Source organism: Streptomyces sp. NPDC002754 (assembly GCF_053592315.1).
In genome coordinates, this window is the sequence record NZ_JBSFVM010000020.1 from 73,059 (window position 1) to 97,126 (window position 24,068).

18 protein-coding genes and 1 pseudogene are annotated in these 24,068 nt (G+C 68.3%); 11 read left to right on the top strand and 8 right to left on the bottom strand.

Features of this window, described 5'->3' with window-relative positions:
* The first annotated feature begins 91 nt into the window (after positions 1 to 91).
* The 5 genes and pseudogenes from ACWD2L_RS29640 to ACWD2L_RS29660 all read left to right on the top strand — a co-directional run bounded on the left by ACWD2L_RS29640 (position 92) and on the right by ACWD2L_RS29660 (position 5,911).
* Complete coding sequence (locus ACWD2L_RS29640) at positions 92 to 967, top strand: DUF3558 family protein (protein WP_351339748.1); 876 nt, start codon at positions 92 to 94, stop codon at positions 965 to 967.
* A 136-nt stretch (positions 968 to 1,103) separates the two neighbouring features.
* Positions 1,104 to 1,595, top strand: a pseudogene (locus ACWD2L_RS29645) (DUF2637 domain-containing protein); the annotation flags it as partial.
* 97 nt (positions 1,596 to 1,692) lie between these two features.
* Entirely contained in the window at positions 1,693 to 2,832 is a 1,140-nt protein-coding gene (locus ACWD2L_RS29650) for a tyrosine-type recombinase/integrase (protein ID WP_351339746.1), read from the top strand.
* Positions 2,832 to 5,345: a tyrosine-type recombinase/integrase gene (locus ACWD2L_RS29655; protein ID WP_351339744.1), complete on the top strand. Its 2,514-nt coding sequence runs from the start codon at positions 2,832 to 2,834 to the stop codon at positions 5,343 to 5,345. Before ACWD2L_RS29650 ends, ACWD2L_RS29655 begins: the two co-directional genes overlap by 1 nt.
* Complete coding sequence (locus tag ACWD2L_RS29660; protein ID WP_351339742.1) at positions 5,342 to 5,911, top strand: DUF6262 family protein; 570 nt, start codon at positions 5,342 to 5,344, stop codon at positions 5,909 to 5,911. Before ACWD2L_RS29655 ends, ACWD2L_RS29660 begins: the two co-directional genes overlap by 4 nt.
* 1,155 nt (positions 5,912 to 7,066) lie before the next feature.
* Here the strand turns inward: ACWD2L_RS29660 and ACWD2L_RS29665 are convergent.
* Genes ACWD2L_RS29665 through ACWD2L_RS29675 form a run of 3 tightly spaced genes read right to left on the bottom strand, consistent with a single transcriptional unit; the run spans position 7,067 to position 10,301 of the window.
* Complete coding sequence (locus ACWD2L_RS29665; RefSeq protein ID WP_351339740.1) at positions 7,067 to 7,840, bottom strand: hypothetical protein; 774 nt, start codon at positions 7,838 to 7,840, stop codon at positions 7,067 to 7,069.
* Entirely contained in the window at positions 7,837 to 9,933 is a 2,097-nt protein-coding gene (locus tag ACWD2L_RS29670) for a hypothetical protein (RefSeq protein WP_351339738.1), read from the bottom strand. The genes ACWD2L_RS29665 and ACWD2L_RS29670 overlap by 4 nt, the downstream gene beginning before the upstream one ends.
* Positions 9,933 to 10,301, bottom strand: coding sequence for a hypothetical protein (locus ACWD2L_RS29675; RefSeq protein ID WP_351339737.1), 369 nt, complete (start codon positions 10,299 to 10,301; stop codon positions 9,933 to 9,935). Before ACWD2L_RS29675 ends, ACWD2L_RS29670 begins: the two co-directional genes overlap by 1 nt.
* A gap of 350 nt (positions 10,302 to 10,651) precedes the next feature.
* On the opposite strand from ACWD2L_RS29675, the gene ACWD2L_RS29680 reads away from it, so the two are divergent.
* Positions 10,652 to 11,485: a hypothetical protein gene (locus ACWD2L_RS29680; RefSeq protein WP_351339734.1), complete on the top strand. Its 834-nt coding sequence runs from the start codon at positions 10,652 to 10,654 to the stop codon at positions 11,483 to 11,485.
* A 69-nt stretch (positions 11,486 to 11,554) separates the two neighbouring features.
* On the opposite strand, the gene lysS is transcribed toward ACWD2L_RS29680, so the two are convergent.
* Positions 11,555 to 13,369: a lysine--tRNA ligase gene (gene lysS, locus ACWD2L_RS29685; RefSeq protein WP_351340400.1), complete on the bottom strand. Its 1,815-nt coding sequence runs from the start codon at positions 13,367 to 13,369 to the stop codon at positions 11,555 to 11,557.
* Between the two features lie 112 nt (positions 13,370 to 13,481).
* Here lysS and argS point away from each other — a divergent pair, with 112 nt between their 5' ends.
* Positions 13,482 to 15,242 (top strand): arginine--tRNA ligase, encoded by a 1,761-nt coding sequence (gene argS, locus ACWD2L_RS29690; RefSeq protein ID WP_351340488.1) that lies wholly within the window; start codon positions 13,482 to 13,484, stop codon positions 15,240 to 15,242.
* Positions 15,243 to 15,362: 120 nt separating this feature from the next.
* The gene (locus ACWD2L_RS29695; RefSeq protein WP_351340402.1) at positions 15,363 to 15,728 is read left to right on the top strand and encodes a PH domain-containing protein; all 366 of its coding nucleotides are present in this window, start codon (positions 15,363 to 15,365) and stop codon (positions 15,726 to 15,728) included.
* A gap of 15 nt (positions 15,729 to 15,743) precedes the next feature.
* On the opposite strand, the gene ACWD2L_RS29700 is transcribed toward ACWD2L_RS29695, so the two are convergent.
* Positions 15,744 to 17,321 carry a FadD3 family acyl-CoA ligase gene (locus ACWD2L_RS29700; protein ID WP_351340405.1) on the bottom strand — a complete coding sequence of 526 codons (1,578 nt, stop codon included), beginning with the start codon at positions 17,319 to 17,321 and terminating at the stop codon, positions 15,744 to 15,746.
* Between the two features lie 108 nt (positions 17,322 to 17,429).
* Here ACWD2L_RS29700 and ACWD2L_RS29705 point away from each other — a divergent pair, with 108 nt between their 5' ends.
* From ACWD2L_RS29705 to ACWD2L_RS29715, 3 genes are all read left to right on the top strand, one after another.
* Positions 17,430 to 18,578, top strand: a complete 1,149-nt coding sequence (locus ACWD2L_RS29705; RefSeq protein ID WP_351340407.1) for a lipid-transfer protein — start codon at positions 17,430 to 17,432, stop codon at positions 18,576 to 18,578.
* Between the two features lie 108 nt (positions 18,579 to 18,686).
* Positions 18,687 to 19,145, top strand: a complete 459-nt coding sequence (locus ACWD2L_RS29710; protein ID WP_351340410.1) for a Zn-ribbon domain-containing OB-fold protein — start codon at positions 18,687 to 18,689, stop codon at positions 19,143 to 19,145.
* Positions 19,142 to 19,918, top strand: coding sequence for an enoyl-CoA hydratase/isomerase family protein (locus ACWD2L_RS29715; protein WP_351340413.1), 777 nt, complete (start codon positions 19,142 to 19,144; stop codon positions 19,916 to 19,918). Before ACWD2L_RS29710 ends, ACWD2L_RS29715 begins: the two co-directional genes overlap by 4 nt.
* 8 nt (positions 19,919 to 19,926) lie before the next feature.
* Here the strand turns inward: ACWD2L_RS29715 and ACWD2L_RS29720 are convergent, their stop codons facing one another.
* From ACWD2L_RS29720 to ACWD2L_RS29730, 3 genes are all read right to left on the bottom strand, one after another.
* Positions 19,927 to 20,439 carry a hypothetical protein gene (locus tag ACWD2L_RS29720; RefSeq protein WP_351340491.1) on the bottom strand — a complete coding sequence of 171 codons (513 nt, stop codon included), beginning with the start codon at positions 20,437 to 20,439 and terminating at the stop codon, positions 19,927 to 19,929.
* 27 nt (positions 20,440 to 20,466) lie between these two features.
* Positions 20,467 to 22,845: an outer membrane protein assembly factor BamB family protein gene (locus ACWD2L_RS29725; protein ID WP_351340416.1), complete on the bottom strand. Its 2,379-nt coding sequence runs from the start codon at positions 22,843 to 22,845 to the stop codon at positions 20,467 to 20,469.
* A gap of 157 nt (positions 22,846 to 23,002) precedes the next feature.
* Positions 23,003 to 23,914 carry a VOC family protein gene (locus ACWD2L_RS29730; RefSeq protein WP_351340419.1) on the bottom strand — a complete coding sequence of 304 codons (912 nt, stop codon included), beginning with the start codon at positions 23,912 to 23,914 and terminating at the stop codon, positions 23,003 to 23,005.
* Positions 23,915 to 24,068 lie beyond the last annotated feature (154 nt).

Here is a 24,068-nt window from a genome sequence, read left to right on the forward strand (position 1 = left end):
CGTACGGTGACCCATCGGACCCCAGTCGTGAAGGTCGAATGGTCATCACGTGTCGGGTCCGTGGCCCTGTCAGCGTCCTAGTGAAGGAACCATGCACCGTCCGACCAAGCGACTCACCCGCACCCTTGTCTGCGCGGCCGCCGTGCCTGCGGTTCTCGTCGTAGCCGGCTGCTCGTCCGGTTCCGGTTCCGACAGCGCGAAGGACGACTCGCAGGCGAAGGCCTCGGCCTCGACCTCGGGCGCCAAGGCGAAGAAGGTCACGCCCGCGACGTACAAGCAGCTGCCGCAGGCCTGCGACGCGTTCTCGAAGAGCACGCTGAAGGACCTCGTCCCGAAGGGCGAGAGCAAGGCCGGCGCGTCCGACGACGAGTCGACGCGCGCGAGCTGCTCCTGGTCCAGCCTGGACAACAACGGCGTGAAGGGCTCCCAGTTCCGCTGGCTCAATGTCTCGTTCGTCCGTTTCGAATCGGATGTGAACCGGGGCAGCGGCGACAAGCTGGCCGAGAACTACTACGCGAAGCAGATCAAGGACGCCAAGGCGACCTCGGACGCGAAGGACGTCAAGTCGACGCCGGTGTCCAAGACGGGCGACGTGGCGACGCAGATCGGCTACGACCGCAAGTACAAGGACAAGAAGGACACCGTCACGTCCAAGCAGCAGACGGTCGTCTCGCGCGTGGACAACGTCGTGGTGACGGTCGACTACAACGGTTCGGGTCTCGCGGGCGACGAGGCCCCGTCCGCGAGCTCGCTGTCGAAGGACGCGCAGAAGGCGGCGAAGGAAGCGGTGGCCAAGGTCATCGAGTCCGCCAAGGGCGGCGCGTCCTCGGATTCGTCCGGCTCGGCGAAGCCGTCGGCGTCCGCCTCGGAGTCCAAGAAGCCCTCGGAATCCAAGAAGTCCAAGGAGTCCAAGGAGTCCAAGGAGTCGGCGTCCCCCAAGGAGTCGGAGTCCAAGAAGGGCGCCTGAGCGCGGCCCGTTGACCTCCTGACGGAAGCCCGGTCCCCCTCGGGGGGCCGGGCTTCCGTGCGTACCGGCCCGCACCCCTGCGCGTGCATGTGCCAGTCTGTTGGCCGCAACAGCCGGAACTTGGAGGGGAAGTGGAGTGGCCGCGCCACTGAAGCTGACACGGACGCACCGGATACTCGTGGGGGTGGTCATCGCCGGGGCGGTGGTCATCGCCGCCATCGGTTTCGCCGGTTCGTACGCCGCTGTGCGGGAGTTGGCCCTGGAGAAGGGCTTCGGGAACTTCTCGTACGTCTTCCCGATCGGTATCGACGCCGGTATCTGCGTGCTCCTCGCGCTGGATCTGCTGCTGACGTGGATCCGGATCCCGTTCCCGTTGCTGCGGCAGACGGCGTGGCTGCTGACGGCGGCCACGATCGCCTTCAACGGCGCGGCGGCCTGGCCCGATCCGCTGGGCACCGGCATGCACGCGGTGATCCCGATCCTGTTCGTGGTGGCCGTGGAGGCGGCCCGGCACGCGATCGGGCGGATCGCGGACATCACCGCGGACAAGCACATGGAGGGCGTGCGCATCACGCGCTGGCTGCTCGCTCCGCTGCCCACGTTTCTGCTGTGGCGGCGGATGAATATCTCTATGCCGCTCTGACCCGTCAGGGACGTACGGCACGTCTCGTCACTCGTTCGTGGCTCACAAGTATCTACAACGCGGGAGTCACGTTAGGTACGGCATGAACGCCGACGCCTTTCAGGCTGAACGGGCCCTGTCTCCCACTGGGGATGTGCAGAGCACTCGCTGGGTCATCCTCGATCCTCAGCTCGTGATCCACCGGGAGGGGACGGACTTCCTGACGTTCCTGCACGGTGCTGACCGGTCTGTGAACACCATCAGGGTCTACGCCGGGCGCCTGGCCCTGTTCCTGACCTGGTGCGCCGAGTACGCGGTCGACTGGAGGACCGTCACGCTGGCCTCGATGGCGCGCTTCCGGTTCTGGCTGGAGTCCACTCCAGGTCGACGAGGCAAGTCCCGCTCCGGGGCGACGGTCAACGCGACGATCACGGCGGTGGTGGAGTACCTACGGTATTGCGCTCTTCACGGCGTGATCGCGCCGGAGGTGGCGGACCGCTTGTCGCAGCCGCGCTATCTCGCGACACCGCCGCCCGGCTTCGATACCGGTGAGCGCGGGCAGTTCCGCACAGTGCGCGCGAAGGCGATCAAGTCGCTCGAGGTGGAGAAGCCCTACGAGGCGCTGTCCGAGGAGCAGGTCGCTGCGGTGGTGGCCGGGTGTCGTACGGCTCGGGACCGGTTCCTGGTGGTGCTGATGCTGGCGACCGGCATCCGTATCGGGGAGGCTCTGGGGCTGCGAAGGCAGGACATGCACTTCCTCCCGGACTCCCGTGCCCTCGGCTGCAGCGTGTGCGGGGCCCACATCCACGTGCGCCACCGCCGCGACAACGAGAACAAGGCCCTTGCCAAGTCCCGCTATCCGCGGGTCGTCCCTGTCGATGGGCCCGCGGTGGCTGAGTATGTGGCCTATCGTGCCGACCGCGATGTCGTGGTCGAGGCCGAGGCGAACGACCTGGTCTTCGTCAACCTCTACCAGCGGCCTCTAGGCAAGGCGATGACCTATCAGGCCGCGAAGGGCATGTTCGAGCGGCTGTCGCGGCAGTGCGGGTTCGTCGTACGCCCGCACATGCTTCGGCACACCGCCGCGACGGCCTGGGTTCGAGCCGGCGTGCCGATCGACGTCGTGCAACAGCTGATGGGGCACGTGTCGGCCGCTTCCACCGCGATCTACCTGCATGCCAACGAGCAAGAGAAGCGGGATGCCGTGGAGCGTGTGGCGGCGCGGCGGGCGGTGACTGCGTGATGCAGCAAGTACTCGCTTCGCCCTTGCCCTCGCGGTCGGATCCCGAGACGCCGGGCGCTGGCTGGTTGGCTTGGCTGCGCCAACACGTGCAGCCCGACTGGCGTCCGGGCGAGTGGGACCACGAGCGGATGTTCTTCGACGGTGATCTGGACAGCGACGCCACTGGTGCGTCGCGGTGCAAGGTAGCCACCTGCCAGACGCCGTGCCCTGGTCGCGTCGGCCGGTGCTCGCCCTGCAAGGCGGCTGCCCGGTCGAGCGATCTGTCGGCCGATGAGTTCGACGCGACGTACCAGCCGCCCCGGCAACGGCGCGCACGCGGACTGTCGGATCGTGAGGCGTGCTTGGTTGCTGACAGCTCGGGGCGATGCGCACGGGAAGCGGTAAGTCACGGGCTCTGTCCCACACATGCCTCGACCTTCAACGAGCGCAGAAGACGCAGCCCCGAGCTGAGCGTTGCAGACTGGCAGCGCTCGACGCGCCCCCAGCCGCTGCCGCACCAGGGAGAATGCCTCGTCGGCGGGTGCGTCCGTGAGCAGCAACAACTTCGCTTGTGTGGGTCACACCATGGGAAGTGGCGCCGCGAGATCAGCAACGGCAGGCGCACTCCCGACCAGCTTCTGAAGTGGGCTGCTGCTGCCGGCCCGTTCCTGCAGGTCCATCAGTTCTGGTGCGGCGGACTTCACCCCGTCGTCGCCCACGAGCTGCTGCTCGGACTGCAGGAACGCGACCGGGCAGGGCTGAGCATCAGTCCGCTCTCGGTACGGCTCGCCATCGCAGCCGTCGCAGACGTGGACAGCCTGTGCAGCCTGGACGTGTCGGCGCTGCGGCTCGGCGGGCAGCAGGGCAGCAGCCCGGCGCGAGCCTTGCTGGGGCAGATCCAGCGCATGGTCGAGCGCGCTCGGCGGCAGTACGAGGGGGCCGATCCGATGGCGGGTGAGGTCTGGGACGCGGCCGCCGTGGGGCTGTGGGCCGCAACCCATCGTCGCTACGACGCGGTGAAGGGCGACATCGATTTCCGTGTCGTTCGGCAGCAGTGGTTGCGCGCACTGCTGATGGAATGGGCCCGCTCGGTTCGGCCGACCATCCAGGAACTGCGCACCTCCCTGCTGGCCTTCTCCGCCGCGTCCGAGGGGTTGGCCCAGAGGGCCGGTGGCGGCGATGCTCCTTCGCGTCTCGGCGCTGCTGACATGACGGCTGCTGTCGACGCGATCAAGAAATCCCGGAAGCAGAACGGGGAGCCTCGGGCATCTGCCACCCAGGACAAGCTGGTCAGAGCGTGGTTCGCCGTGCTGGAGTTCGCCCGTGCAGGCGGGCTGATGGACGACGTTCCCGGTACCTTCAGCCGGGCTCGCCACCACCGTGTGGCTCCCGTCGAGGTCAACGAGGAACAGATCGGCCGAGCGTTGCCCGACACCGTCATTCGTCAGCTGAACGCCCAGCTGGATCTGCTAAGCGCCTCCCAGCGGGGCTGGCCGAAGGACCTTTCCCAGCTGTTCCACCAGACCATCTACGCCGTCCTGCGTGACACCGGGCGCCGCCTGAGCGAGGTCGCTAGCCTCAAGGTGGGCTGCGTCGAGCAGGAGGACGAGCACTACCAACTGATCTACGACAACCACAAGGCCAAGCGGAACGGCCGCCGCCTGCCCATCGCGCAGAGCACAGCCGAGTTGATCATCCGCTGGGAACAGCGCCGTGCCGAACTCCCGCTGACCGAGCGCGCGGGACAGTGGCTCTTTCCCAGTGCCATGCACGGCTCCGGCCGCGGAAACGGGCACATCCGGGGTGACAGCATCTCAGCGGTACTACGCACCTGGGTGGACTCGCTCCCCCGCATCGACAGCGACATCCCGGGGCCGGACGGGCAACCGATGCCCTTCGACCGCTCCCAGATCACCGCTCACGCCTTCCGCCACACCTACGCCCAGCGGCATGCAGACGCCGGTGTACCCGTCGATGTCCTGCGCGACCTCATGGATCACGCCTCGGTCGACACGACCATGGGCTACTACCAGGTGACCTTGAAACGTAAACGGGAAGCTGTGCGAGCCCTGGCCCCCCTGGCCGTGGACCGCACCGGACGGTCGGCCCCTCTCGCCCAGAGCAAGTACGAGATCGCTTCGGTCGCCGTCCCGTTCGGCAACTGCACTGAGCCATCCAACGTCAGCGCTGGCGGCGGCTCCTGTCCGCTTCGCTTCCAGTGCTCGGGCTGCCCCTTCTATCGCCCCGACCCGTCCTACTTGCCAGCAATCGAAGATCACGTACGTGGTCTGAAAGCAGACCGCGAGGCAGCTGATGCCATCGGTGCCGCCGACTTCGTTGTGACCAACATCAACGCCGAGATCGACAGCTACCAGGACGTGGCCGCCACCATGCGCGACGAGCTCGCCTCACTACCCGATGACGAGCGGCACGAGATCGAGGAAGCAAGCAAGATCCTCCGCAAGTCCCGGGCCACCGCGTCCCACAAGCTCCTGCCGCTGACCGTGGTCAAGTCGCGCGAGGAGGATCAGTGACCGGTCACGAAAGCCGAGCTGCCGCGCTCAAGGCTGCGCGAGAGCGCGACAGCCAGAACAAGCGACGCCGCGTGCTGGAAGTTCTCGACTCCCTGCAGCGCGCGGGCACGAAGATCACGTTCGCCAGAGTTGCCAAGGAGGCAGGCGTTTCCAGCTGGCTCGCGTACTCACCGGGGCTGCGCGAACACATCGACGCCGCCCGCCGGCGCCAGGAGGAGCTCGGCATCGAGGCGACAGCCGACGCCGTCCCACCACAGACCCGCGTCAGCACCGCCAGCCTGAAGACCGACCTCGTGCTTGCCCAGCAGCAGGTCAAGGACCTCCGGGAAGAGCGCAACCGGCTGCGCGAACGACTCCGCCTCCAGCTCGGCACGGAACTGAACAACACCGACACCAGCGAACTCACAGCCCGCGTAGAGGAATTGAGCCGCGCGAACACAGCGCTCACCAAGGATCTCCAGCAAGCCCAAGCCGACAACAAGGCACTGCGCGCCACGATCGAGGACCTGGAGGACGACCTGACCGCAGCCCGGCAGAGTCTGCGCAAAATGATGCGCGCCACGTAGATCCAGATCAGGCTGCCACCACTCAGCACCGGAGCGACAGCATCGCCCGTACGATGCCGGTGCTGAACACAGTCCCGCCGAAGGAGGAACAGCGCATGGCCAGGAGGCAGAGCCCGGTCCGGCCCATCCATTTCCTCCTGGCTCCGCTCATGGCACGGCGCCTGTACCTATGGACGCTGGACAACCCCGGTCTCACCTACCGGGAAGCGCTGAAGTGGGAGAGCCGCTGGCAGCACGAGCGTGCCCGGCTGCGACAGGCTTATGGGCGATGGCTGTGGCGCCTGAAGGCGCCTCGGTTGGAACGGACTCCTCTGCGCGCTGGCCTCTTCAGCCCGGCTTTCCTCGCCGAGATGCGCTCCGTCCAGAGATCCATGAGCAGCAGTTGAGCAAAGCGGTGCCAGGCGGGCCCTTGCACCCACGCGAACCTGAACCCGCCACTCACCTCGAGACGGCCGAATCGTAGAAAGGGAGGACGTGGAGAACCGGTTCGCAGGAGGGTGCTCGTCCTGTTCCGTGTGGGTGGCTGCACACGGTGGGTTCGTACGGAGAAGTGAGAGAGGCACCTGGGAGGTGCGCTGCGCGACGTGCCGCCACGTGGACAAGCTCGTCGAGGCGGACGACTTTGACCCCGACGAACTCACCCTGCCCGCGGCGCCATCGCCCGGGGCCGCTCCCAGCCTGCCCCTTCGTGTCCTCGGACTGAACCGATCCTGTTGGAAGTGCGGAAGAGGCACCACCTGCATTGTCGGGCTCTATCCGGCTCGGCCAGCACGCGGGTACTGCGGGCTCTACACCACGGAGAGCGCCCGAACCATGGCACTCGCCGTGCGGCTTCTAGGGAAACACGGCCTGACAGACCTAACGGCACCAGTGAGGCTCAGATACAGCGAGACCATGTGTGCCCGATACCTGGCCAACGGGTGCCAGCACTGTGACGCCCTCCAAGGGAATTTCCCTGTTCAGGAGGAAGCGTTCGCACGAGTTGCGGCAGCTGGCGGGCCGGACGGGCTCAACGCCCTACTCATCGCCGAATGCCCTGCCCTCGCCTGGCAGGAAGTGGTGCACGATACCGGCGGCGGTGTCATCGCTGTGTGAAGCCAGGGCGATGCAGGTCAGATGGCGCTCAACGGAGCGCTCTTGTGCGGGGATTGTTGGTCAAAACTCTGCGCGCGGCTCCTGTGCGAGGTTACGTCCGCTGCCATTGAATCCTGCCGTACCGCCTATTCCAAGGTGTTCCAAGGTGCGATTCATGACCTGGACTGCGAGATCCAGCGACTCCTTGTCTTCGATAACGCTGAACACTTCCTCTATTTTACTTCGGACGAGGAGTTTTTCGTCACTGGTCTGATCGACCTTGGCGGCATGAAGCGCCTTCTGTAGCACGGCAAAGGCGCGTAGGAACGATTCGACCTTCTTCTCCGGGTCGCCGGTCGCGAACTGAAGCTCGGCATACCGGCTGACCCACCAAACCGGTCCGAGGGTCTGATCAGTGAGCCGATCGAACAGTAGCTCGAGTTCGACAGTCTGTCGTGCATGTGCTGACCGCAGAACTACTTCTTCTTCAGCCCGCTGCTGTGCCAGTTGTTTATCTGCCTTCGTGATCCTAAGGCGCACGCCTGCCTCAACACCGATGCGCTGCTCGGCATCCCATATTTCCTGACAGAGCGCAGTGTTCATGGCGTCCTCTGCTGCGCAAAAGTCCAGCATCCGATACTGACCAGCCACACCCTCCAGCGCTGCTGTGAGGAGGTGGCGCGCCAGGCCATCGGGAGCTAGGGGTCGGGGAGCGGAGGATTCACCGTTAATGCGCCAGCGGTAGTGGACGGTCGCACGGAAGTACAACCCGCGATCCTTGCTTTCCAGTGATGCCGAGAGGGAGCGACGATTGAAGAATCGTCGCCCCCTTCGCCAGCCAAGAACTCGAATCATGGTGCTGCGGAATCCGCCTCAGGTGAGTCAGGAACGGTCTGCTGTGCCGGCGTGGGCGCGAACGGCACGGCAGGCCCACCCGGTGCCACGCCGTACGCCCTCTGGTACTCCACAAAAAGGGAAGCGAGTAGGGCGTCCTTCAACCGGCCGTCAGGCTTTACGACATCCCGCAGGGGAGCCTTGGCGATGCCCGTAACCCGGCTGAGCGCGATGATGATTTCGACCACGGGGCCCTCTGGCAACAAACCGTCCTCAGCGCTCCGGCGCCAGGTCAGCAGAACTTTCTGGGCTTGGGGCAAATCTTCACCGTTTTGAACGATGTGCTCCCATCCCTCCAGAAGGCGTCGACGTACTACTTCGCCTGCCTTACCCGTCTGATTGAGCGCCACTGCCAGAGGGGTCTTATCAAGCTGATCGACGCTAGAGGGAACGGTGAAGACGTCGTAGAAGACGCTCCATGCCGTTCCGGTCGGCTTACCTGAATTCGTGATCCAGTGGACGACGGTGTCGGTCACGAGAGGTGCGAGATCCCCATCCGCGGCCAATGTACGCACAGCTTCGATGGCTTCCCGTTGTGCCACCTGTTGCGGGTCCTGAGAACCCGGCGAGTTGATGATGTAGCGAGCTCGGGTCAAAGCTTGGCTGGGGTACTCCTTCCCGAAGGAACCTGCGCAAGCTCGGGCGACGGCACGTTGGCGTGCCGGTTCCGATCTCCCTGCGGCCCACTTCGCCAGCTCAACCCTTGCCTGACTACCCAGCGTAGCGTGCACGGCGAGATCGGAAATGAGGTCGCCGACAAGCTCCAGATGCTGCTTACTGCCGTTACGGAGCCAGCCTTCTGCCAGATCGAATAGGGGCTCTATGCCCACCGTCTCAGCAAGTTGAGTGAGCGAAGAAGCGAGCGCTTCAAGGTGACCCTCGGCCGGCCCCTGACTGATGTCCTGGAGCCACTGGGTGAGCACCTCCTCAGTCAGCTGCGTGTGCCTCGTCCAGAGGTATCGCAGGATTGCTGGCCCTTGCGACTCGTGGTCAAGTGATGCAACACCAGTAGCCTCGTTGAAGGACATATCTGCTGGCTCGAGGCGCGTCGGTGCGTCCGGCATCGCGAGGAGCCCACCCTCAGGCATGGGTAGGTTGACTTTGCGGGCCTCAAGCAGGAGGTCAGCGCTGTTCAGCACTACCGCAGCTGGCGCCCTATCCAGGAAGGCGCCAGCGATTCGGACGGCTCGCGTTTCGACTCCTTCCCGGCCTCCGGCGCTGAACCAGTCCCTCAGGTGGTTTTCCCAGCCCTTGTACTCATCAAGAGCTTCCTTGTCTGTGACGTGCTTGGCCCTTGCAATGATCGATGCCAGCCGAACCGCTTCACCGGGTGCGCAACCTTTCGGCAAAAGGCCAAAGAACACGCCTTCTTCGTTGTCAATCCAGCCAGAGCGATCCCGCGTCTGCTCTTTGCTCTCCAGATACTTCTTGACAACATCACCGGGCTTTGGGCGATCGATCTCCACCACGAAGATCTCGGGATGGAGCGCGCCTGCTCGCGCCTGGGACCAGACGGCCCTCGTGGCAGTGATGACCATGTAGCTGCCTGCATTGCGCAGCGTGGACGCATACGTCGCTAGATCGCTATAGAAAGCATCGGGGAGGGACTGAGTAACACCACGCAGGTTGAGGAGATAGCCCGCGCCGCGCTCTACGGGCAGGCAGTCAACGTCCGGTTCATCCCAGTCAGGCCGTAGTTCGAAGAAGCGATCAGACGGGAGGTTTGTGGTGGCCAGCAGACGGAGCGCTGCCGACTTGCGGCCATGCTGCTCGGGAGCCAGCAGGACCACGATGCGGGCGGCTGTGCTCCCGTAGGAGGTTCGGATCGCTTGACCAGCCCTGTCAAAGCTGGTGTTTTTCTCGTCGCCAGGGGTGACGAAGCGGTTGGCCGGCATCAACGTGTCAGGGCTGATCGCACGCGGGCGCAAGCGCCGCAGTCCGGTCAGGTAATTCGTGATGTTATTGTCCCGGCCAGCAACGTTCTGGTCACCGTGGACGACATTGTCCTTGACCTCCTGTTCCACCGAGGGCTCAGGCGGGGTCGGCAACGACATCAGCGAGCTCCTCCGAAGTTGTTGTCCCGGCCAGCAACGTTTTGGTTGCCGAAGACGAAGTTGCTCTTAACGTCCTGCTTCACTGAGGCATCGGTAGGCGGCTCCACACCCTGCGCCTTCAGCGCATCGAGGAGCTCCTGGATTGTGTCGGGCTCGTCGCCGACGCAGGAGGCCAGAATCTCGCGCACCTGTGGCTCCACAGCGTTGATCATCGCCTCCCTCTGGTCAGGCTCAGCAGCCGCTACTACCTGCTCCAGCGAGTCGAGTCGAGCCACCGCCTCGGTTTCACCCTCAGCTGCACCACCGTGACGACGGCGTCGGAATGTGACCAGGCTCTTGAGGGCGGGCTTCCAAAGTTCGGTGCCCATGGCTCCCCCCATAGAGGCAGCGGCTGTGAGCAGAAGATCGGCCGATGTTGTCACGACAAACTCCCCCATGCGTGGCCGTCACAGCTCGGTCCTGCAGGCCTAAGATCCTGCTGTTCACTGCGACTTGTAGGAGGATGGTATGTCCACGTCGATCGTTTCAGGTGCCGAGCGAACACGGTGGCTTGATTCTGTTGATGGTGTAAGTGCCCTTGCAGCTCCAGAAGAACGCGAGCCAAGTAGCCACGCCTGAAAGCAGGCCTGCAGCACCTTTAAGTGCCCGCGTACCTCACATCCCAGACATCTCTTTTGCGCCTCCACCTGTAGAGACGTGCCGTTGACTAGAGATAAGGATGAAGCTGTGGGAGCTGCGTTCGTACGACGAGGTCATCAAGCTGGAGCAGGAGCGGCTGGTCTATCGGGCGCGGCTGCATTCCCGGTTCGGGCGGGCGTGGCGGCGGAAGGCTCCGGTGGAGTCGCTGATGCCGTTGCGCCTCGCACGGTACGGGGTTCCGCTGTCGCAGACCGCGCCGGAGGGTCTCGCGGCGGCGGGCATCGAGGCGCCGCTGCTGCCGCCCGTTCCCGCCCGGCAGGAGGCGCCGCAGCTGGCTCCAGCGGCTCCACCGGCCGCTGCCCCGGCCGTGGCCGTGGAGCAGAACGCCGGCTACGTTCCCCCGGCGTTCAACGGGCAGTTGCGCAAGGAATATCGCGGCGGCTACGACCCGGAGTTCGATCCGTCGGTGTACGTTCCCGAGCCGGAGCACCAGGGGCGCTACGAGGAGCAGCCGCCGCGGGCACCGCAGCCGCAGGCCCCGCAGGCCCCCGCCCCGGTACCGGCTCCCCGCGCTGCGGAGCCCGAGCCGCAGCCGCAGTACCGGGAGCCCCAGTACCCGGAGCCGGAGTACCAAGAGCCGCAGTTCCGGGAGCCGGAGTTCCCTGTGCCCAATGGGGCGGGTGGGACGCGGCCGTTGGGTGAAGGTGCGCCGGAGCTCGTCGAGCAGCCGACGGACGACGAGCTGTACCAGGTGTTCCGCGGCTCGATAGAGGGCGAGGGGCTGCCGACACCGAAGGCGTTCGCGGCGAACGCGGAGGCGCAGTACGGGGTGCGGATGACGGCGGAGGACGTGTCCCGGTACATGAACCAGTTCGCGGTCCGCTTCGAGCAGGACATGATGAGCGAGGCGTAGGCAGGCACGTGAAGAGGGGCGGCACCGGATCGAATCCGGTGCCGCCCCTCACGTGTGTCCGGTGACCCGTTACGCCCCGAGCAGCTTGCGCACGCGGTCCGCGCCGACGGCGAGGAGCAGCGTGGGCAGTCGCGGCCCGGTGTCGCGGCCGACGAGCAGGTGGTAGAGCAGCGCGAAGAACGAGCGCTGGGCGACCTTGATCTCGGCGGGGAGTTCCTTGGCGGTGGCGTCGGCGGGGAAGCCGGCCTGCACCTTCGGAACGCCGTACACGTGGTGGGTCAGGCCGTCGAGCGACCAGTGGTCGTCGAGCCCGTCCAGCAACAGCCGGATGGACTCCCGCCCCTGCTCGTCGAGCGCGGCCAGCGCCTCCGCGTCGGGCTCGGTGCGCACGATGGTGCGGGATTCGGCGGGTACGTACTTGGTGATCCAGGCCTCGGCCTTGTCGAGCCGGGGGCGGACGGTGTCCAGGTCGGTGACCGGGTTCTCCGGGTCGAGCTCGGAGAGGATCCGCTGGGTCTGCTCCTCGTCCCCGGCGGTGACGTCGGCGACGGAGGCGAGCGTGCGGTACGGCAGCGGGCGCGGGGTGCGGGGCAGCTCGCGTCCCGCGACGCCGATGGCGCGGCTGTACGCGGCGGCGTCGGCGGGCAGCACGGTGCCGTCGGCGACCTTCGCGGCGAGCTTGTCCCACTCGTCGTAGAGCCGCTGGATCTCCTGGTCGAAGGCGATCTTGAACGACTGGTTGGGCCTGCGGCGGGCGTACAGCCAGCGCAGCAGCTGCGGCTCCATGATCTGGAGCGCGTCGCCGGGGGTGGGGACCCCGCCCTTGCTCGACGACATCTTGGCCATGCCGCTGATACCCACGAAGGCGTACATCGGGCCGATGGGCTGCTTGCCGCCGAAGATCTGGTCGACGATCTGCCCGCCGACCTGGAAGGAGGAGCCCGGCGATGAGTGGTCGACGCCGGACGGCTCGAAGATGACGCCTTCGTAGGCCCAGCGCATCGGCCAGTCGACCTTCCAGACCAGCTTGCCGCGGTTGAACTCGGAGAGCGGGACCGTCTCGGTGAAGCCGTCGAGGGTGCAGGTGTAGGACAGCTCGGTCGTCTCGTCGTCGTAGGACGTGACGGTGGTGAGGTCCTTGCCGCACTCGCCGCAGAACGGCTTGTACGGGTAGTAGCCGCCCGCGCCGCCGCTGCCGTCGTCCTCGGACGCGGCGCCGGAGCCCTCGGCGGCCTCCAGCTCGGCCTCGTCGACGGCCTTCTGCTGCTGCTTCTGCTGCGGCTTCTTACCCGCCTTGGCCGGGTCCTTCTTCGTGCGGTACTGGTCGAGGATCGCGTCGATGTCGCCGCGGTGCCTCATCGCGTGCAGGATCTGCTCGCGGTACGTGCCGGCCTGGTACTGCTCGGTCTGGCTGATGCCGTCGAACTCGACGCCCATCTCGGCGAGGGCGTCGACCATGGCGGCCTTGAAGTGCTCCGCCCAGTTCGGGTACGCCGAGCCCTGCGGGGCCGGGACCGAGGTCAGCGGCTTGCCGATGTGGTCGGCCCAGGACGCGTCGGTACCGGGGACGCCGTTCGGGACCTTGCGGTACCGGTCGTAATCGTCCCAGGAGATCAGGTGCCGCACGGTGTACCCGCGGCGGCGGATCTCGTCGGCGACCAGGTGCGGGGTCATGACCTCGCGGAGGTTGCCGAGGTGGATCGGGCCGGACGGGGAGAGGCCGGAGGCGACGACGACCGGTTTCCCCGGGGCACGACGCTCGGACTCGGCGATGACATCGTCCGCGTATCGGGAGACCCAATCCTGGGTCTCCGCGCCTGTGCTCTGGGCCACGATCGGTTGTCCCTCTCTTCGAATCCGGGGTGGGGCTTCACCTCTGCCCATCCCATTCTCCCAGCTTCCCGGTGCGGAACGAAAACGCGTTACGGCTTCGCGGTACGGCTCTGGGATACTGGCCGTGCATTCCACCCGCCCCGACCAGAACGGCAGCCCCTACATGGCCCCGGTCAAGTCCATCACCGCCAACGTCAACGCACGCCTCGCCGACGCCCTGACTTCCGCCCTGCCGGAGGCCGGCGGCGCGGACCCGCTGCTGCGACGTAGTGACCGGGCCGACTACCAGGCCAACGGGATCCTGGCCCTCGCCAAGAAGGCGAAGGCGAACCCGCGGGAGCTGGCCACGCAGGTCGTCGAGAAGATCACGAACGGCGAGCTGATCGCCGACGTCGAGGTCTCGGGCCCCGGCTTCCTGAACGTGACGGTCACCGACCGGGCGATCACCGACACGCTCGCGGCGCGCGCCGCCGACACGGACCGGCTGGGCGTGCCCACGAAGGCGGAGCCGGGCATCACGGTCATCGACTACGCGCAGCCGAACGTGGCGAAGGAGATGCACGTCGGGCACCTGCGGTCCGCCGTGATCGGCGACGCGCTGCGCGGCATGCTCGACTTCATCGGCGAGGAGACGATCGGCCGGCACCACATCGGTGACTGGGGCACCCAGTACGGCATGCTCATCCAGTACGTGATCGAGCACCCGGACGAGCTGCCGGCCGGCACGGACACCGACGGCGAGCGGGCCATGTCGACGCTGAACCGGATCTACAAGGCGTCGCGGGCGGTCTTCGACGCGGACGAGGACTTCAAGGAGCGCGCCCGCAAGCGGGTCGTCGCCCTGCAGTCCGGCGACCAGGAGACCCTCGGCCACTGGCAGCGGTTCGTCGACGAGTCGAAGGTCTACTTCTACTCGGTCTTCGAGAAGCTCGACATGGAGATCCGGGACGACGAGATCGTCGGCGAGTCGGCGTACAACGACGGCATGCCGGAGACGGCCCGCATCCTGGAGGAGACGGGCGTCGCGGTCCGTTCCGAGGGCGCGCTCGTCGTCTTCTTCGACGACATCAAGGGCAAGGACGACCAGCCGGTCCCGCTGATCGTGCAGAAGGCCGACGGCGGCTTCGGCTACCCGGCCTCCGACCTGACGGCGATCCGCAACCGGGTCCAGGACCTGCACGCCACGTCGCTCCTCTACGTGGTCGATGTCCGTCAGTCGCTGCACTTCAAGATGGTCTTCGAGACGGCGCGGCGCGCGGGCTGGCTGTCCGACGAGGTGAGTTCGCACAACGTCGCGTTCGGCACGGTGCTCGGCGCGGACGGCAAGCCGTTCAAGACGCGTGCGGGCGAGACGGTGCGCCTGGAGGACCTGCTCGACGAGGCGGTGCAGCGTGCCGCCGAGGTCGTGCGGGAGAAGGCGCGGGACCTGACCGAGGCCGAGATCCAGGAGCGGGCGCAGCAGGTCGGCATCGGTGCGGTGAAGTACGCGGACCTGTCGACGTCGCCGAGCCGTGACTACAAGTTCGACCTGGACCAGATGGTGTCGCTCAACGGTGACACGTCCGTCTACCTCCAGTACGCGTACGCCCGTATCCAGTCGATCCTGCGCAAGGCGGGCTCCGGCGTGGCTCCGGCGGCCCACGCGGAGCTCGAACTGGCTCCGGCGGAGCGGGCGTTGGGCCTGCACCTGGACGCGTTCGGCGACACGGTCTTCGAGGCGGCGGCCGAGTACGCGCCGCACAAGCTGGCGGCGTACCTGTACCAGTTGGCGTCCCTCTACACGACGTTCTACGACAAGTGCCCGGTCCTGAAGGCGGATTCGACGGAGCAGGTGGAGAACCGCCTGTTCCTGTGCGACCTGACGGCCCGGACGCTGCACCGCGGCATGGCACTGCTCGGCATCCGCACCCCCGAGAAGCTCTGACCGCACCCTGTACGTGCCGCCGCGGCCCGTTGTGCGTGGCGGCAGTAGCGGGGGAACCTTCGTGCGATTTCGCCCGTTCTCGGAACGACCCAGGAACACGACGACGAAACGGGGATCCACATGGCACTGTTCGGCAACGCTCATCCGATCGACCCGGCCAAGGCGGCGCAGGACTACGGGCGGCTGCTCGGGCAGGGTGAACAGATATACGGCGCCTATCAGTTGATACGGGACGCGATCCTGCTCACGGACCGGCGCATGGTCCTCATCGACAAGCAGGGGATGACGGGCAAGAAGGTCGAGTACCACTCGGTGCCGTACCGCAGCATCTCGCACTTCGCCGTGGAGACGGCCGGTCACTTCGATCTGGACGCCGAGCTGAAGATCTGGATCTCAGGGAACTCGGTGCCGATCGAGAAGACCTTCACCAAGGGCGTCGACATCTACGAGGTGCAGGCGATTCTGACGCAGTTCGTCGCGCGCTGACGTCGGGGGGGAGCCTCAGGCGCGGGTCGCCCGTAGCTCCCCCTTCACCACCTTGCCGGAGGCGTTGCGCGGGAGTTCCGTCACGAATCCGACCGACCTCGGCACCTTGTAGTTGGCCATCTCGCGGCGCGCCCAGGCGATGAGGTCGTCCTCGGTGAGGACGCCGCCCGGCCTGCGCACGACGTACGCCTTGCCGACCTCGCCGAGGCGGCCGTCGGGGACGCCGACGACCGCGACGTCGGCCACCGCCGGGTGCAGGCCGAGGAGTTGCTCTATTTCGGCCGGATAGGCGTTGAAGCCGCCGACGATGAACATGTCCTTGATGCGGTCGGTGATCCGGAGGTACCCGGCCGCGTCCATGACCCCGACGTCACCGGTGTGCAGCCAGCCGTCCTCGGTGATCGCCTCGGCGGTGGCGGCAGGGTCCTCGAAGTACTCACGCATGACGTTGAAGCCGCGGACCAGGACCTCGCCCGGTTCGCCGGGGGCGGCCGAGTCGACCCGGACCTCCGTGCCCGGTATCGCCCGCCCGGACGTCTCGGCGATCAGTTCCGCCGGGTCGCCGCGGCGGCACATCGTGGCGATGCCGCTGGACTCGGAGAGCCCGTACGCGGTGAGGACGGTGGCCACGTGCAGCTCGCCGCGCAGCCGTTCCACGAGGCGCAGGGGGACCACCGCGGCGCCCGTCACGACGAGCCGCAGCGCCGACAGGTCGTGGGAGTCGCGCGAGGGGTGGTCGAGGAGGGACTGGTGGAGCGTGGGCGGGCCCGGCAGCACCGAGATGCGCTCGGACGCGATGTTGGCGAGGGCCGTGTCCACGTTGAAGACGGGCTGCGGCACCATCGTGGCGCCCCGCATCAGGCAGGCGAGGACGCCCGCCTTGTAGCCGAACGTGTGGAAGAACGGGTTCACGATCAGATAGCGGTCGCCCTCGCGCAGGCCCGCGAGGTCCGCCCAGATCTCGTAGCCGCGCAGCGTCTGCGCGTGGGTGATGACGGCGCCCTTGGGGCGGCCTGTCGTGCCGGAGGTGAAGATGATGTCCGAGGGGGCGGTGGGGTCGACCGCGGCGGCACGTTCGCGGACCTCGGCGGCCGTGACCTTGTCGCCCGCGGCCAGGAACTCCTTCCAGCTCCGGTAGCCGGGAGCTTCGGGGGCGCCGTCGCCGAACACCACCACCTGTTCCAGGGCGGGCAGTTCGGCGCCCGCCTCCTGCGCGCGGCGCAGTGACGCCACGTAGGACGTGCCCAGGAACGTACCCGTGACGAACAGCAGCCGGGCCCTGGAGCGGGCCAGGATGTCGGCGGCCTCGCCGCCCTTGAAGCGCGTGTTGAGCGGTACGAGGACGGCCCCCGCGCTCACCGCGCCCAGCGCCGAGACGATCCAGTCCAGCGTGTTCGGCGCCCAGACCGCGACCCGGTCCCCCGCCTCGACACCCGCCGCCATGCACGCCGCCGCGGCCCGCTCGACGCGTTCACCGAGTTCCGCGTACGAGATGCGGGCACGCCCCTCGACCACGGCCTCGCGCTCGCCGTACCGTTCGGCAGCGTCCCGTACCAGCTCCGGGACCGTTCCCCACTCGCCATCCGTACGCATCGAACGACCTCCCACAACGCCGTAGCTGACTAACCGTCAGATTAGCTGTAGCCTGACGCGCTGTCAGCACACCGGACAGGCGGCAGACGGAACCAAGTGGGGGTGCCCATGGCGGGACTCAAGGACGCGACGGCCATCGTCGGTATCGGACAGACGGCCTTCGCGAAGCAACTCCCGGAATCCGAGAAGACGTTGGCGTGCCGGGCGATCATCGAAGCGCTCGACGACGCGGGGATATCCCCGTCCGAGGTCGACGCCTTCGCCTCCTACACGATGGAGGAGACGGACGAGGTCGAGGTGGCCAAGTCCATCGGCGCCGGAGACGTCACCTTCTTCTCCAAGGTCGGCTACGGGGGCGGCGGTTCGTGCGCGACGGTCGCCCACCTCGTCGCCGCGATAGCCACCGGACAGGCGAGCGTCGGCATCGCGTGGCGCTCCCGCAAGCGCGGTTCGGGCCCGCGCCCGTGGAAGAACACGGCCGTCCAACTCCCCACGCCCGCCCAGTGGACACGCCCGTACGGGCTGCTCCGCCCGGCCGACGAGATCGGCATGCTGGCCCGCCGCTACATGCACGAGTACGGCGCGACGCGGGATCACCTGTTCAACGTCGCGCTCGCTTGCCGAAACAGGGCCAATCAGAATCCGGCCGCGATGATGTACGAGCGCCCCATGACCCGCGACAGCTACATGACCTCGCGGTGGATCAGCGAGCCGCTCTGCCTCTTCGACAACTGCCTGGAGACGGACGGGGCGTTGGCGTGCGTCATCGTCTCCGCCGAGCGGGCCCGCGACTGCCGGCAGAAGCCGGTCTACGTCCACTCTGCGGCCCAGGGCCTGCCCGCGCAGCACCACGGCATGGTCAACTACTGGAACGACGACCCGCTGACCGGGCCCGCGTGGACGGCGGCCCGTCACCTGTGGAAGAACGCGGACGTCACCCCCGAGGACGTCGACGTCGCCCAGATCTACGACGCGTTCACCCCGCTCATCCCGCTCTCCCTCGAGGGGTACGGGTTCTGCGGGCGCGGCGAGGGGGCGGCGTTCACGGAGGGCGGGGCGCTCGAGATCGGCGGTCGTCTACCCATCAACACGGGTGGCGGCGGGCTGTCCGAGGCGTACGTCCACGGGTTCAACCTCATCAACGAGGGCGTGAAGCAGTTGCGGGGGGTGAGTACGGCGCAGGTCCCGGACGCGGAGACCTGCCTGGTGACGGCGGGCGAGGGGGTGCCAACGTCGGCGCTTTTGCTGCGCGCCTAGTTCAAGCCCCAAACGCCGGGTGGGCATTTCAAGCCCCTGCGGCGATTGAGCAGCGGGGTCCGGGGCGGAGCCCCGAGACCGCAACCACTCTTCCGTGAAGGAACACTCATGGCAGACGCAACGACGACCTCACAACTCCTCACCCCCACCCCCGACGACGACGGCGCCCCCTTCTGGGACTACGCCACCCGCGGCGAACTCCGCATACAGGCCTGCGCCAACCCCACCTGCGGAGAACTCCGTTTCCCGCCCCGCCCCTGCTGCCCGCTCTGCCAGTCCTTCGACAGCGAATGGCGCAGGATGAGCGGCCGCGGACGCATCTGGTCCTACGTCATCCCGCACCCGCCGCTGCTTCCCGCCTACGCCGCCCAGGCCCCGTACAACGCGATCGTCGTCGAACTGGCCGAGGCGCCCCGGATCCGGCTCGTCGGCAATCTGGTCTCCGCCGCCGACGCCCCGCTCAACTCCGTCGACCCGGACCGCATCAAGATCGGCGCGCGGGTGCAGGTGGCGTTCGCGGAGGTCGACGGGGTGGCGGTGCCGCGCTGGGTCCTGGAGCGCCCATGACCGTGACCACGGAGATCGACAAGGGCACGGGCGTCGCCACCGTCACCCTCGACCGCCCGCACCGCCACAACGCACTCGACCAGGCCACGGTCGCTCAACTGGCCGCGACATGGCGGGAGTTCCGGTTCGACGACACCGTGCGGGCGATCGTCCTGACCGGGGCCGGCGACCGGGCGTTCTGTACGGGCATCGACCGCGGGTGGGATGTGCCGCAACCGGACTCCCCGTACTCGGCGGACGATCCGCTTCCCACGGTCGGCCCGAAGGCCAACGACCTGTGGAAGCCGGTCGTCGCCGCGGTCAACGGCATGGCGTGCGGCGGGGCGTTCTACCTGATCGGCGAATCGGAGTTCGTGGTCGCGGACGAGACGGCGACGTTCTTCGACCCGCACACCACGTACGGCATGGTCAACGCCTTCGAGTCGATCTACCTCGCGCACCGGATGCCACCGGGCGAGGTGGCCCGGCTCGCCCTGATGGGCTCGGCGGAACGGATGTCGGCGCGGCGGGCGTACGAGGTGGGCCTGGTGTCCGAAGTGACGGAGCCCGGCGGGGCGTTGGCGGCGGCGCTGCGCTGCGCGACGATCGTCGCGGGCCACCCGACCGAGGCCGTACAGGGCACGGTGAAGGCGCTGTGGGCCGCGAACGAGGCCACCCGTTCGCACGCCTTCGCCCGTGCCCCGGACCTGATCAAGCTGGGCAACCTGCCGCCGGAGCGGCAGGCCGACCTTTTCAACTCCCGTACGCAGAACCGGGAGTTCAGGGTGCGCTGAGTGTGTCGTCAGCGCAGTAGGACGGCTTTCGGGTCGATGTCGCAGTGGGCGACGTCGGCGGCGAGGGTCCTGCTGCCGACCTGCACCCCCACGGTCACCTTGCCGTCCGCGGCCACCTCGACCTCCTTGTGCCGGTCGGCCACCGTCCTGCCGTCCGCGGCGAGGAACGTGCCGTGCGCGTCGAACCGCAGCTTCCTGTTGTTCGGGTTGGTGACCGTGACCAGGGCGTACTCCTGGTCCGCGCTTGCGCACTCGAGCAGCTTCACGGTGCCGTCCCGCAGGTTCCTCGTGGTGGAGGACGACGTCGTGGAGCGGTGCGTGGTGTGCCGGGTGTAGCTGCTGCCGCCGCCCTTGGAGACGGTCGAGGAGGTCGAGTCGTGGCTCTGGGAGGAGCTGCTGCACCCGCCCCCGCTGCTACTGCTCCGGCTCTTGGAGTGTCCGTGGCTCCGGCCGGTGGTGAACCCCGTGAGGGCCACCACCACCAAGGTCGCCACCGCTGTCAGTTTCAGTCCCCGTTTCATCACGCGAGGCACCCTACCGTCGAGCCGCTAGCGGCTGGTCCCCGTTCCCTTCTCCGCGTCCAGCGCGTACACGCAACGGTCCTTGCTGCACGCGTAGACGACGCCGTCCCGCACGACCGGTGTGCCCGTGATCTCGCCGCCCGTGGCGAGCTTCCAGCGCAGGCGGCCGTCGTCGGCCTTCAGCGTGTAGAGCAGGTGGTCCGTGGAGCCGAAGTGGATCCGCCCGTCCGCCACCACGGGCGCCCCGACGATCTCGCCGCCTGCCTGGAAGCGCCACTTCGGGGTGCCGGTCACGGCGTCAAGCGTGTAGAGCCCCTGGCCGGAGCCGACGTGCACGTGGCCCTGCGCCACCAGGGCCGGGTCGACCGACGCGGGCCTGGCCTCCGTCGCGATGCGCCAGCGGTCCCGGCCGTCCGTGGCGTCGAGCGCGTACACGGTGCCGAGGTGGTCGACGAGGTAGACGCCGCCGCCGGTGACCGCGGCGCCGGGGGCGAACGCGGGCGGCGAGAGGAACACGGCCGGGGCCTCGAAGTGCCAGCGGACGTGCCCGGAGGCGGCGTCGATGGCGAGGACGCGGGTGCCCGCGGCGACGTACACATGGCCGTCGGACGCGGGCGTCAGGCGCATCGGGACGCCGCCGCAGGAGGCCGCGTCGCCGATCGGGTACGACCAGCGCTCGTCACCCGTACGGGCGTCGAGGGCGCGAAGGCGTGCGTCCTGCCATACGTAGACCGTGCCGTCGTGCATGACGGGTCCGGCCTCCGCGGCCTCGAAGTCGGTCTGGCAGCCGGTGATCTCCCACTGGAGGTCGCCGCTGACGGCCTCGCGGGCCTGGACGCCGCCGCCGCGCGTTGCGGTGACGACGGTGCCGCGGCCGGCCTGCATCGCGTACACCCAGGCATCGGTCTGGATGCGCCACAGGTCGCCGCCCTCGCGGGCGTCGAGCGCCCACAGGGTGGGGCCGTCGGAGGCGTGGATGCAGCCGTCGGCGACGGCCATGGACCAGGCGACGTCACGGGTCTTGAAGCGGCGCCGGCCGGTGGCCACGTCCAGGACGTGCACCTCGAACGACGTGACGTAGACGAGGTCGTCCGCCACGGCGGGCGTGCCCCACACGTCGTTCGACATGCGGAACCGCCAGGGCCGCCAGGGCGCGCCCTCGGCGGCGGCCGGCGCGGGCACGACCGGTTCGTGCGAGCCGTTCACGGCGGGCTTGGCGCGGGACCAGGATCCGGCGAGGCCCGATTCGGCGGGCGGCGCCTTCACGGCGGCGGCCCGCGCGTCGGCGACCCGCGGTCCTGGACCGATCGGCACCTGCGCCCCCGCGAGGTGCACAGGGCCGTCCGCGACGAGGCTCTGACCCGCGGGCACCGGCGAGTGCCGCCAGCCGTCCGGGGACATCGGCGGCGCGGGCGGCTGCGAGGGCATGGCGGGGATGGGGGCGTGCCCGTTCGGAGCGGCGTGCGCACCCGGGCCGGGCCCGCGGCTCATGGGCGGCTTGGGGGCGGGGCGGCCGCCGCGGCGCGACTCGATCAGGGCGACGGAGCGCTCGGGCAGCCAGGCGGACGCGGTGCCGCTGTCGTCGCTGCCCGCGCCGAACAGGTGCGGGGCGAGCTGCGACTGGAGGTCGGCGGGCGACGGCCGCTGCGCCGCGTCCATCTGCATGCACGCCTCCAGCAGCGGCCGCAGCTCCGCCGGGAGTCCCTCCAGGTCGGGGCCCTCGCGCAGCAGCATGAACACGGTCTCGACCGGGTTCGCGCCGTGGAACGGGGCGTGCCCGGTCGCCGCGAAGACGAGCGTCGAGCCGAGCGAGAAGACGTCCGACGCCCCCGTCACGCTCCGCGAGTCCTTCGCCTGCTCCGGCGACATGTACGCGGGTGTGCCCACCGCCACGTTCGTCATGGTCAGGCGCGTGTTCGAGACGCCGGACGCGATGCCGAAGTCGATGACGCGCGGGCCGTCCTCGACGACCAGCACGTTCGACGGCTTGAGGTCGCGGTGCACCAGGCCCGCGCCGTGGATCGACTGCAGGGCCTCGGCGACGCCCGCGGCGAGCCAGCGGACGGCCTGGGCGGGCAGCGGCCCGGTCTCGTTCACTATTTCTTCGAGGGAGGGCGCGGGGACGTACGCGGTGGCGAGCCAGGGCACGGCCGCGCGCGGGTCGGCGTCGACGACGGCGGCCGTGTAGAAGCCGGACACCGCCCGTGCCGCCTCGACCTCGCGCGTGAAACGGACCCGGAAGAGCTGGTCCTCCGCGAGTTCCGTACGCACCGTCTTGATCGCCACGCGTCGGCCCGAGGCCGAGCGCGCCAGATAGACCAGGCCCATGCCGCCCGCGCCGAGCCGTCCCAGAACCTCGAACGGACCGATCCGCCTCGGATCGTGCTGCGTCAGCTGATCCATCACTCGCCTGCCACCTCCCCGTGCGGGCCACCGCACTCACGGCCCCGTCAGCGTCTCACCACCGAAGCGCCACGGCGGCACGCACCCCGATTCTTCCTGTCCCGGCCCTCAGTTGCGAACCTCGGGTCAAAACGGGGTGTCTCGGAGTATTCGGGGCCTCTCATGCCTGCTCGCACACCACGAACACCGCGCCTTGATCATCCTGGATCACGGCGGCCCGTCCGTACGCCATGGGACGCGGACCCACCCGGACCCGCCCGCCGAGGCGGACCGCGGCCGCCGCCGTGGCGTCGACGTCGGCGCAGCCGAAGTGGAGCAGGAACCGGCCGGGCCCCTCGGAGACGACCCTACGGCGCACCGCCTCCCAGGAGGGGCCGTCCCCGGGTCCGGTCCCCCCGAACGAGACCGTCCCGGGGTCGGCTCTCTCGAACGAGACCGTCCCGGGGTCGGCCCTCTCGGATGAGGCTGCCCCTGGAGCGGCCCCTTCCGACGAGACCGTCCCTGGAGCGGCCCCCTCGAACGAGACCGCCCCAGGGGCAGTTCCCTCGGACGAGGCCCCCGCGAACGCCCCCTCTCCGAATACGGCGCCGTAGAAGGAATCGCTCAACGCGGCGTCCGGTGTCAGTAGCTCCGCGCCGCGGAACGCCCCGGCCCCGCCCACCCCCTCGAAACCTCGATGGGTCCCCGCCTGCCGCAGTACGAACACGGCCCCCTCCGGCCCCCGCGCGAGCGCCACCGTCGCCGCCGTGCCGCCGGGCAGCGGCCCCGCCACGATGTGGCCGCCCGCCGCGAAGACCCGTTCGGCGGCGGCGTACGCGTCGCGTACCGCGAGGTGGACCCGCCAGCGGGCGCCCCGGTTCGCGGGGGCGAGGGCGGCGACGGAGCGGTCCCCGCTGTAGGCCGCCGTGTAGTAGCCGCGCTCGGCGCCCGCGCCCTCGTCGAAGGTCCAGCCGAAGAGGTCGCCGTAGAACCGCTTTCCGGCCTCGACGTCCGCGAGCCGGGCGTCGGCCCAGCACGGGGCCCCTTCGGGAAAATCGGGAGGATCGAGCCGGTCGCGGCGGGCGGGGCGCATGAGCGTCACGCTAACCAGGCCGGACGGGCCACCGCGCTTGAAATTCGAACGTTTGGCCAATTCCGGTCGCTCACGGCGCGTCATTTGACCAGAGGTCATGACGGCCAACCCCATTTGCAGTCGGCCAGATCGCGCTCCGATCACCCCTCGGTAA

What these genes read in the sequence shown, in the direction of transcription:
- ACWD2L_RS29640 (WP_351339748.1), top strand. Translation starts at nt 92, where the DNA reads ATGCACCGTCCGACCAAGCGACTCACCCGCACCCTTGTCTGCGCGGCC.
- ACWD2L_RS29650 (WP_351339746.1), top strand. Translation starts at nt 1,693, where the DNA reads ATGAACGCCGACGCCTTTCAGGCTGAACGGGCCCTGTCTCCCACTGGG.
- ACWD2L_RS29655 (WP_351339744.1), top strand. Translation starts at nt 2,832, where the DNA reads ATGCAGCAAGTACTCGCTTCGCCCTTGCCCTCGCGGTCGGATCCCGAG.
- ACWD2L_RS29665 (WP_351339740.1), bottom strand. Translation starts at nt 7,840, where the DNA reads ATGATTCGAGTTCTTGGCTGGCGAAGGGGGCGACGATTCTTCAATCGT.
- ACWD2L_RS29670 (WP_351339738.1), bottom strand. Translation starts at nt 9,933, where the DNA reads ATGTCGTTGCCGACCCCGCCTGAGCCCTCGGTGGAACAGGAGGTCAAG.
- ACWD2L_RS29675 (WP_351339737.1), bottom strand. Translation starts at nt 10,301, where the DNA reads ATGGGCACCGAACTTTGGAAGCCCGCCCTCAAGAGCCTGGTCACATTC.
- ACWD2L_RS29680 (WP_351339734.1), top strand. Translation starts at nt 10,652, where the DNA reads ATGAAGCTGTGGGAGCTGCGTTCGTACGACGAGGTCATCAAGCTGGAG.
- lysS (WP_351340400.1), bottom strand. Translation starts at nt 13,369, where the DNA reads ATGGGCAGAGGTGAAGCCCCACCCCGGATTCGAAGAGAGGGACAACCG.
- argS (WP_351340488.1), top strand. Translation starts at nt 13,482, where the DNA reads ATGGCCCCGGTCAAGTCCATCACCGCCAACGTCAACGCACGCCTCGCC.
- ACWD2L_RS29695 (WP_351340402.1), top strand. Translation starts at nt 15,363, where the DNA reads ATGGCACTGTTCGGCAACGCTCATCCGATCGACCCGGCCAAGGCGGCG.
- ACWD2L_RS29700 (WP_351340405.1), bottom strand. Translation starts at nt 17,321, where the DNA reads ATGCGTACGGATGGCGAGTGGGGAACGGTCCCGGAGCTGGTACGGGAC.
- ACWD2L_RS29705 (WP_351340407.1), top strand. Translation starts at nt 17,430, where the DNA reads ATGGCGGGACTCAAGGACGCGACGGCCATCGTCGGTATCGGACAGACG.
- ACWD2L_RS29710 (WP_351340410.1), top strand. Translation starts at nt 18,687, where the DNA reads ATGGCAGACGCAACGACGACCTCACAACTCCTCACCCCCACCCCCGAC.
- ACWD2L_RS29715 (WP_351340413.1), top strand. Translation starts at nt 19,142, where the DNA reads ATGACCGTGACCACGGAGATCGACAAGGGCACGGGCGTCGCCACCGTC.
- ACWD2L_RS29720 (WP_351340491.1), bottom strand. Translation starts at nt 20,439, where the DNA reads ATGAAACGGGGACTGAAACTGACAGCGGTGGCGACCTTGGTGGTGGTG.
- ACWD2L_RS29730 (WP_351340419.1), bottom strand. Translation starts at nt 23,914, where the DNA reads ATGCGCCCCGCCCGCCGCGACCGGCTCGATCCTCCCGATTTTCCCGAA.